6 protein-coding genes are annotated in these 9219 nt (G+C 72.6%); 2 read left to right on the top strand and 4 right to left on the bottom strand.

Annotated features, from left to right (window positions below):
• The 4 genes from WMI84_RS14725 to WMI84_RS14710 form a co-directional block, all read right to left on the bottom strand.
• Window positions 1–624 (bottom strand): PaaI family thioesterase (locus WMI84_RS14725; protein WP_347354450.1); only part of this gene is annotated, 624 nt, incomplete at its 3' end.
• 97 nt (window positions 625–721) lie between these two features.
• Complete coding sequence (locus WMI84_RS14720) at window positions 722–2416, bottom strand: AMP-binding protein (protein WP_347354448.1); 1695 nt, start codon at window positions 2414–2416, stop codon at window positions 722–724.
• Window positions 2413–3969, bottom strand: a complete 1557-nt coding sequence (locus tag WMI84_RS14715; RefSeq protein WP_347354446.1) for an MFS transporter — start codon at window positions 3967–3969, stop codon at window positions 2413–2415. Before WMI84_RS14715 ends, WMI84_RS14720 begins: the two co-directional genes overlap by 4 nt.
• Window positions 3966–4166: a hypothetical protein gene (locus WMI84_RS14710; protein ID WP_347354444.1), complete on the bottom strand. Its 201-nt coding sequence runs from the start codon at window positions 4164–4166 to the stop codon at window positions 3966–3968. Before WMI84_RS14710 ends, WMI84_RS14715 begins: the two co-directional genes overlap by 4 nt.
• A 306-nt stretch (window positions 4167–4472) precedes the next feature.
• Here WMI84_RS14710 and WMI84_RS14705 point away from each other — a divergent pair, with 306 nt between their 5' ends.
• Both WMI84_RS14705 and WMI84_RS14700 read left to right on the top strand, forming a co-directional pair.
• Window positions 4473–7961 carry a DEAD/DEAH box helicase gene (locus WMI84_RS14705; RefSeq protein ID WP_347354442.1) on the top strand — a complete coding sequence of 1163 codons (3489 nt, stop codon included), beginning with the start codon at window positions 4473–4475 and terminating at the stop codon, window positions 7959–7961.
• Window positions 7962–8013: 52 nt separating this feature from the next.
• Window positions 8014–9198 (top strand): MFS transporter, encoded by a 1185-nt coding sequence (locus WMI84_RS14700; protein WP_347354440.1) that lies wholly within the window; start codon window positions 8014–8016, stop codon window positions 9196–9198.
• Window positions 9199–9219: the final 21 nt, after the last annotated feature.

Below are 9219 nucleotides of genomic sequence, written 5' to 3'. Positions count from 1 at the left end.
AGGTTCCGGCCATCCGTCGGTCACCCGGCCGAAGCCGTCGCGCGGCGAGACCCACAGGCCGTGCGCCCGGGCCAGGGTGGTGCCCGCGCAGGTGATCTCGCCGGTGACCCACAGCTTGCGGCCCTCGACCCGTTCGACCTGGCCGCTGACGACCAGCCGCTCGAACAGGGGCACCCCGTGGTCGTAGTCGACGGTCAGGGTGCGGGTGTAGGACCAGGCCGGGCTCGCCGACGCGGCAGCGCAGCCCATGAGGTGGTCGAGCAGCGTCGCGACGAACCCGCCGTGCACGCGCCCCGGCGGACCCTGGTAGGGCAGGCCCAGTGTCGCGGTCGTCGAGGCGCGCCCGTCCTGGCCGAACGCGAAGTGCAGGGGCGGCGCGATTGGGTTGAGGTCACCGGTCACCGGCGACCGGTCGAGGTAGCGCTCCGGGGTCAGGCCCTTGCCGAGCACCATCTCCTCGGGAGTGCGCACGTGCGGTGCGACCAGGCTCACCAGCTCCGCCAGCCGCTGCGCCACGACGGGCGCGATCGTCGTGTCACTGTCGAGCCGGACGAGGTAGTCGGTCAGTACCCGGACCTGTTCGACGGCGTCGTGCAGCGCGGCTGCGTCGGGCTTCTCGGTCATCGACACCGAGGATAGGCGCACCGGTCGGCACGCCCGCCCCCTCCCCACCTGCAGTGCCACTCGACACGCTCGTCAGCCGGCCGGGTCAGGCCCTCGGTCATACCGGCTCCTCCCGGCGCACCGGGTCCGGCACGGGCAGCAGGTGGCCACGGCCGTGCTCGACGAAGCGACGGTGCAGCCCGGCGCGGGCCGCTACGTCGAGCGGCACATACGCCAGCTCCCGACCGGGGCGGTGGTAGACCGGGTCGTCGGCCTCCCAGGCCTCTCGACGCAGCACCGGCTTGTTCACCTTGCGGGTCGCCGTCACCGGCACCTCGTGGGTGATGCGTAGGTAGCGCGGCGCCCATTTCGTGCCGAGGTCGGGCTGGACGGCGAGGAAGTCGGCGAACCGCCGCGGGTCGAAGCGATGCGGCTCGGTCACCTGCAGGGTCGCCATCACCTGGTCGCCGGTCCGCTCGTCCGGGACCGGGTAGACGACGGCGAGGACGACTCCCTCGTGGCGCGCGAGGATCCGCTCAACCGGGACGGACGAGAAGTTCTCGCTGTCGACCCGCAGCCGGTCGGCGCCGCGTCCGGCGAAGTAGAAGAAGCCCGCCTCGTCCCGGTAGCCGAGGTCGCCGGTGAGGAAGATGTCGCCCCGGACCCGTTCGGCGGTCGCCTCGTCGTTCCGGTAGTACCCCTCGAACCCGCGGGCGCCGGTGCGGTTCGCCAGCTCGCCGATGGCGACCTCGGCGTTCAGCACCCGGCCGGACGGGTCGAGCTCGGCGCGCGGGCACTCCTGCAGCGTCACCGGGTCGAGCACCACGGCGTCCACCCCCGGGTAGGGCAGGCCCAACGATCCGGGGGGTGAGTCCTCGGTGCGGGCGATCGACAGGCCGCCCTCGCTCGCGCCGTACGACTCCGTGGGCCAGATGCCGAACCGGCGATGGAACTCCCGCCGGTCGGCGTCGGACGCCTCGGTCCCGTAGCAGGCGCGCAGGCAGGTCTGCCGCTCCTGCGGCCGCTCGGCCTGTGCCAGGACGTAGGACAGGGAGCGTCCGACGTAGTTGAAGAACGTGGCCCGGTAGCGGACCAGGTCGTCGACGAACCGGGAGGCGGAGAAGCGCCGAGCCAGCGCGAAGGTGCCCCCGGTCAGCAAGGGGTTGGCCCAGCAGGCGAACAGCGCGTTGCCGTGGAAGAGGGGCATCGCGTTGTAGCTGACGTCGTCGCGACCCAGCCCCATGTGCCGCACCTGTGCGGTGCGGCACATCCGCCCGGTCGTGCAGACGACCGCCTTCGGGTCACCGGTCGAGCCGGAGGTGAACATCAGCAGCAGCTGGGTCTGCGGGTCGCCGGCCGCTGCCACGTCCGGTCGGGCCAGACCGGCGAAGCGGCCCGCCCGAGCGGCATACCCCGGCGTGTCGACGAGCAGCGTCCGCGCCGCGGGGACACCGCAGTCGACGCCGTCGAGGTGACCGACCAGCTCCGTCGAGGTGACGAGGAGCTGACAGTCCGTGAAGCGGACGTCCCGGGCCAGCTCCTCGCCGCGCCGGGTCAGGTTGATCCCGACCACGGTGGCCCCGGCATAAGCCGCGGCGCCGATCATGAACAGGTAATCGGGGTGGTTCTCGAGCATCACCCCGACGTGGAAGGGCCGGCCCGGGTCGCGCAGGTCGAGCAGCAGGTGCGCCCTCGTGCGGCACTCGGTGACGAACTCGTCCCAGCTCCAGGCGGACTCCTCGAAGAGCAGCCCCGGGTGCGGGTCGCCGGCCCGAGCGTCGAGCAGGTCACGCGTGGTCGTCGCGGGTGTCATGCCGGCTCCGTCACCGCCGAGGTGGCGTGGTCGGGGCGCGTCACCTCGGGCCTCGTCACCTCGGGCGTCCGGGTCGGCCTCCCGGAGGGACCGGTCGCAGCATCCTTCTCGGCCCCACCGCCGGGGATCAGCGCAGCCACGACGATCGTCGCGAGACAGGCGAGGATGCACGCCCCGAGGGCCACGTTCAGGCCGGTACGGGAGGTGAACCCGTGCTCGCCGAGGGTGATCGGCGCCACCGACAGCAGGATCGCGACGAGCGAGGCGGCCACGGCCATGAACGCGGTGCGGGTGACCGCGTTGACGCCGGTCGCGGCGCTGGTCTCCTCCGGCCGGACGCACTCCACGATGACCATCGGCATGCCCGGGTAGAGGAACCCGGTGGCCAGGACCACGACGATGATGCCGGAGATCACGACGGTCAGGCTGGTGGGCGCCACGGCCACGACCAGCATCCCGATGATCATCATGGCCGAGCCGATGATCAGGCCGGTGCGAGCGCCGTACCGCGTCGAGATCCGCCCGATGATCGGGGCCGTCGCGAAGGACGCCCCGGCGGTGACGAAGCCGAGCACACCGGCCATCGTGGCCGAGAGACCAAGGCCCACGGGCAGGTTGATCGGGTCGCCGCCCGGGACGGGGATCATGCTCGGGGTGCGGTAGAGGGTGATGACGATGATGTTCGTCATGCCGACCGGGCCGACGGCGATGAGAGCGGTGGCCAGCATGCCGAGGGAGAACTTGCGGTTGCGGAACATCCGCACGTCGATCATCGGTGCGGTCACCCGCAGCTCCCAGGCGACCCAGACCGCCAGGCCGACCAGGCCGCCGACGATGAGCAGCAGCACCATCGAGTCGGTCCAGCCGCGCTCCTTGCTGATGGTCAGGCCGTACAGCGCTGCCGCGACCGACCCGCCGAACAGCAGGCCGCCGACGTAGTCGACCCGGCTCGCCCGGGCCAGCGACTCGCGCGGCTCGCGCGGCAGGAAGACCGCACCGAGGACGGCGACGATGGCCGCGAAGGCGGCGGCGGACCAGAAGATGTAGTGCCAGCTCGCGTGGTCGAGGAACAGTCCGCCGATGAGCATCCCCCCGGCCCCGGCGAGCAGCGCCGAGGTGCCGACGACCGCGATGCCGGTCGCCACCCGTGCGCTCGGGAAGGTCGCCCGGATGATGCCGAAGCACAGCGGGAGGACCGCGGCGCTGACGCCCTGCAGGGCGCGGCCGAGCACGAGGACGCCGAAGTTCGGTGCCAGGGCACTGATCAGCGAGCCGAGCGCGGAGAGGGCGAGTACCCCGATGAGCACCTTGCGGCGCCCGAGCTGGTCGCCGAGCCGGCCGACGAAGCCGGTGGCCAGCGCACCGACGAGCGAGTACGCGGTGACGATCCAGACGAGCAGGGCCAGGTCGGTGGTGAAGAAGTCACCCGGGCTGTAGAGCAGCTGGATGGCCATGGTCGTCTCGAAGGCGGCCACCACCTCGGCCAGGACGAGGATCAGCAGGGTTGCGCCGACGCTGACTTTGAGCAGGGCCGGTCGGTCGGTCGTGGTCATGCGAAGACCTCCTGGAGGTCGGGGGCGAGTGTCGCGAAGGCCGGGGCGGGAGTGCCCCGCCGACCGTCGAGCCGGGCCCGGTGGATGGCGTTGTGGTTGCCGGCGCCCATACCGCCGGGTGCGTGCTCGGTCGCGAGACCGCCCGAGAGGTCGCCGCGGGGTGCCACCACCGCGCGGGATGAGTGCTGCACGTGCATGGCAGTCGCCCTTCGTCCTCGTCGACCGGCCTCGTCATCCGGTTGACGATGCCGTGCCACGACGCTACTGACCGACCGGCAGGTAAGCAATACTTTTCTAGAATTGATTTCAGAAAAGTTCCTCGTGCCCGTCGCGCCGGTCCGGCAGGCGGGCGGCGGGGGCGGTGAGCGGGCCGGACGAAGGGCACCCTCGTCGCAACGCGGGCCCCGATGCGATGCCCGGCCCTTCGGAGGGTCTCCGCCGGATTGTCGGGCCCGGCTCGTAGGCTTCCGACGAAGGATCCCCCGAGCGTCCGAAGGACACCAGTGACCGCTCAGCCCACACCCGCCACGCTGCCATGGCTCGACTTCCTCGACGCAGACCACCTGCACGCGAGCTTCGACCCGACGACGCTCGACCGGGGGCGGTCCTACCACCGACAGGGGCGGGTCAGGCAGGTCATGGCCGGCCGGGGCGGGACCCTCGTGATGGCCCGGGTCAGGGGCAGCGGCCCGCAGCTCTACACCACGACCGTGCGTCTCGAGTGGCCCGACGATCCTGCCGCGATCGCCGAGACCGGCGGCATCGAGTGGTCCTCGAGCTGCACCTGCCCGGTCTCGGCCGACTGCAAGCATGTCGTGGCCACCGTCCTGGCGGCTCGCGAGACCCTGCTGGAGCGTCCCCACGCGCGCGGCGGCGGCCGTGCGCCGAACGGTCGCCGGCCCACGGGTGCTCCGGCGCGGCCGTCGGCCTGGGAGGGCCTGCTACGGCCGGTCGTCGAGCCCCGCGACAGCGTGGGCACTTCGCAGGGCACGCCCCTGGCGCTCCTCTTCCAGGTGGGCCCCGCCAAGCCGCACCAGGGCCGGCCCGACGCACCGAAGCTGACGATCCGACCCGCCGCCGCGGGCGCCAACGGTGGCTGGGTCCGCAGCGGGATCGGCTGGAACGACCTCGACTACGGCCTGCGCGCACGCGGGAGCAACCCCGCCCAGCTGCGCGCGGTCCGCGCCTTCCAGTCCCTGGACCGCAGCAGACCGCAGCGGTCCTACTACTCGTACTCGTCCAGCCAGACCATGGACGTCGCCGCCCTCGGGCCGTCCTTCTGGCGTCTGCTCGAGGACGCCCAAGCGGCAGGGGTGACCCTCGTGGCCGGCGATCGCGGAGCGGTGCCGGTGCGTCTGGCCCCCCGCCCGGTGCGGGTCCTGCTCGACCTGGCGCAGTCGGCCGGCAACGACCTGGACCTGCGCGCGACCGTGCCGCTCCCGGGCGTGGACGCACCGGTCGCCCTGGTCGGCTCACCCCCGCACGGGGCCTTCGCCCACTCCGACGGCTCGCTCGTGCTGGCCCGGCTGGCAGCCCCCCTCAGCGAGGCGATGACCGAGCTCGTGCTGCGTACACCGGAGGTCCGGGTCCCCGCAGCCGACGTCGAGCGGTTCCTCACGCACTACTACCCGCTGCTGCGCGAGCACGCCGAGGTACGGTCCAGCGACGGGACGGTCGAGCTGCCCGACATCCCGCCACCACGGCTCGCGCTCGCGGTGAGCTTCCACCCCGATCACCGCACGACGCTGCACTGGACGTTCCGGTACCGCGTGGGCGAGCAGGCCGTGGACGTCGCCCTGCTCGACGCGCCCGCTGCCGCGTCCCTCGCCGGCGTCAGCCCCGGCGCGTCCGGCGCCGGGCCGGTGCGCCCGGCCGTGGCGCGCGACGCCCAGGCCGAGGAGGCGCTGCTGGCCGGTGTCGCCGGCCTGGCCGTCCTCGGCACGGTCGCGGGCCTGCTGGTCCCGCGGCCCGGGCTGGAGCGCCCGGCCGTCGTGGTCGAGCCCGAGCTGACCGGCATGGACACGGTGCGCTTCGTCCGCGACGTCCTGCCGGTCCTCGAGACGCGCGCCGACATCGACGTCACGACCACGGGCACCCGTCTCGACTACGTCGAGAGCCTCGAGCGTCCGCTCGTGTCGGTCGCCACCTACGACCCTGATCCTGAGCCCGACGCCGAGCCGGCCGGTGACGGTCTCGAGGTGAGCTCCGGCGAGACCGCCGCCGACGGCCGGCAGCTCGACTGGTTCGACCTCGGCGTCGCGGTGACGGTGGGCGGGCACGAGGTCCCCCTCACCCACCTGCTGAGCGCCCTCGCGGTCGGGCAGGAGGAGCTCATCCTCGACAACGGCACGTGGTTCTCCCTCGACGTCCCCGAGCTGACCGCCCTGCGCCGCATCCTCGAGGAGGCCCGTGCGCTGCAGGACCGCGAGCCCGACCAGCTGCGGATCAACCGCTACCAGGCCGGCCTCTGGGAGGAGCTGGTCGCCCTCGGCGTCGTGTCGCACCAGAGCGAGCGGTGGCAGCGGTCGGTCGGCGCGCTGCTGTCGCTGGAGTCGCTGCCGCGGCCGGACCAGCCGACCGGTCTGGATGCCGAGCTGCGCACCTACCAGCTCGACGGCTACCAGTGGCTCTCCCTGCTCTGGGACCACCGGCTCGGCGGCATCCTCGCCGACGACATGGGTCTGGGCAAGACGCTGCAGACCCTCGCGATGGCCGAACGCGCCCGCGAGGAGGGCAGCCTCACCCCCGAGGCTCCGCTGCTCGTCGTCGCACCCACGAGTGTCGTCGCGACCTGGGCTCGCGAGGCCGCGCGGTTCGCACCGAAGCTCGACGTCGTCACGGTCACCGAGACCGAGCGGCGCAGTCACACCCCGGTCGCCGAGTCGACCGCGGGCGCGCACATCGTCGTGACCTCCTATGCGATCTTCCGCATCGACGAGGACGGCTTCCGCGCCCGCCGATGGGGTGGCCTCGTGCTCGACGAGGCCCAGTTCGTCAAGAACTACCGAGCCCGTACGTATGCCGCCGTGCGCCGGCTCCCGGCGCCGTTCAAGCTCGCGATCACCGGCACGCCGCTCGAGAACTCGCTGATGGACCTCTGGGCGCTGCTGTCCATCGTCGCGCCCGGGCTCTTCCCCACCCCGGAGAAGTTCGGCGAGCTGTTCCGCCGGCCCATCGAGTCGGGCTCGTCCCCCGAGCTGCTCGACACCCTCCGGCGGCGCATCCGACCGCTGCTGCTGCGTCGGACCAAGGAGGCCGTCGCACCGGACCTGCCACCGAAGATCGAGCAGGTCGTGCCGGTGAGCCTGAGCCCGCAGCACCGGCGCATCTACGACCGGCACCTGCAGCGCGAGCGCCAGCGGATCCTCGGGCTGCTCGACGACGTCGACCGCAACCGCATCGCGATCCTGCGCGCCCTGACCAAGCTGCGTCAGCTCAGCCTGGACGTACACCTCGTCGAGCCGGACGCCTCGGCGAAGATCCCCTCGAGCAAGGTCGAGGCCCTGCTCGAACAGCTCGTCTCGGTCCTCGGCGAGGGACACCGGTGCCTGGTGTTCAGCCAGTTCACCTCGTTCCTGAAGATCGTGCGGGAGCGCCTGGCGGCCGAGGGCATCGAGCACGTCTACCTCGACGGCCGCACCCGCGACCGGCCCAAGCGCATCGCGGCGTTCGTCGACGGTCAGGCGCCCGTTTTCGTGATCAGCCTCAAGGCCGGCGGCTCCGGGCTGACCCTGACCGAGGCCGACTACGTCTTCGTCCTCGACCCGTGGTGGAACCCGGCCGTCGAGGCCCAGGCGGTCGACCGGGCCCACCGGATCGGACAGGACAAGACGGTGATGGTCTACCGGCTGGTCAGCGAGAACACCATCGAGGAGAAGGTGCTCGAGCTGCAGGAGCGCAAGCGCGAGCTGTTCGCCCGGGTCGTCGACGAGGGCGGAGTCATGGCGGCGCCGCTGTCCGCCGAGGACATCCGGGGGCTGCTGGGCGCCTGACCGGGGGGTATACCGGTCCGGTCACCCAGGTGGTTCGACCAGAGGGGGTGTCGTGCCGTCGCCGAGGCCCAGCCGGACCGGTGCCGGGATCCTGGCGCAGGCCTTCCTGCTCCAGCTCGCCGCGTACATCGTGCGGCCGGCCTCCGCCTACCGGGCGATCGAGCTGGGCGTCGACCCGGGGCTCGTCGGGCTGATCGCGGCCAGCTTCGCCCTCCTGCCGCTGGTGGTCGCCGTCTTCGTCGGGCGCTGGACCGACCGGGGCCGGGAGTGGCCGGCCCTGGTCATCGGCAGCGGGGTCATGGTCGGGGCGGGTGCCGGCCTGCTGTTCGCCGCCGCCAACCTCGGCGAGCTGCTGTTCTGGAACGCGGTCGTCGGGCTCGGCCACCTGCTGAGCGTCATCGGGCAGCAGACGATGGTCGCCAGGACGGGACGGGGTCGGCCGGGCGGCCTCGACTCGGCGTTCGGCACGTTCACGTTCGCGGGGTCGCTCGGCCAGGCCGCGGCGCCACTCGTGCTCGCCGGCATCGGGGGGAGCGCGGTACTGCCCGACACGAGGCTGCTGATGCTCGCCTACACCGCCGCGTGCGTCGGCATGATCGCAGTCGCTCTCACGCTGCGCCCCAAGGGCGCCCGGCCGTCCACCGTCGAGGCGCCAACGCCGAGCTGGGGCCAGGTGCTGCGCGTGCCCGCCGGCACGAGACGGACCATGACCGGCGCGATGCTGCTGAGCATGCTCGTCCTCGCCGCGATCGACCTGATCCAGGTCTACCTGCCCGCGATCGGGGTCGAACGGCACATCCCGTCCTCCCTGGTCGGCGTCCTGCTCACCGTCCGGGCGGTGGCGACGATGGTGTCGCGGCTCCGCCTGTCGCGGCTGACCGCCCGTCTCGGGCGCAGCCGTCTCGTCGCGACCTCGACCTGCGTGGCCGGGCTCGCCGTCGGGCTCATCGCCGTGCCGATGCACCCGGTCCTGCTGGCATCCTGCCTCGTGGTCGGCGGCTTCGCGCTCGGCATCGGCCAGCCCCTGTCGATGACGATCGTGACCCTGGCCGCCCCCGCGGGGACGACGTCCACCTGGCTGGCCCTGCGGCTGAGCGCCAACCGGCTGGGCCAGTCGGCCATCCCGGCGGTCCTCAGTGCGGCCACGGCAGGCGTGGGCACGTCCGGGATCTTCCTGCTGACCGGTGCGGGGCTGCTCGGCACCGCGGCCGTCGCCCGCGCGCTCATCCCCGAGTGAACGTGTCGGCGTGCGTCGGCG

Origin of the sequence: Intrasporangium sp. (assembly GCF_039812505.1) — a bacterium.
GTDB lineage: Bacteria > Actinomycetota > Actinomycetes > Actinomycetales > Dermatophilaceae > Intrasporangium_A.
This window is presented reverse-complemented; position numbering and strand designations above follow the sequence as displayed.

Excerpts from the sequence above, each read along its gene's own strand:
- WMI84_RS14720 (WP_347354448.1), bottom strand. The coding sequence starts at position 2,416 with ATGACACCCGCGACGACCACGCGTGACCTGCTCGACGCTCGGGCCGGC.
- WMI84_RS14715 (WP_347354446.1), bottom strand. The coding sequence starts at position 3,969 with ATGACCACGACCGACCGACCGGCCCTGCTCAAAGTCAGCGTCGGCGCA.
- WMI84_RS14710 (WP_347354444.1), bottom strand. The coding sequence starts at position 4,166 with ATGCACGTGCAGCACTCATCCCGCGCGGTGGTGGCACCCCGCGGCGAC.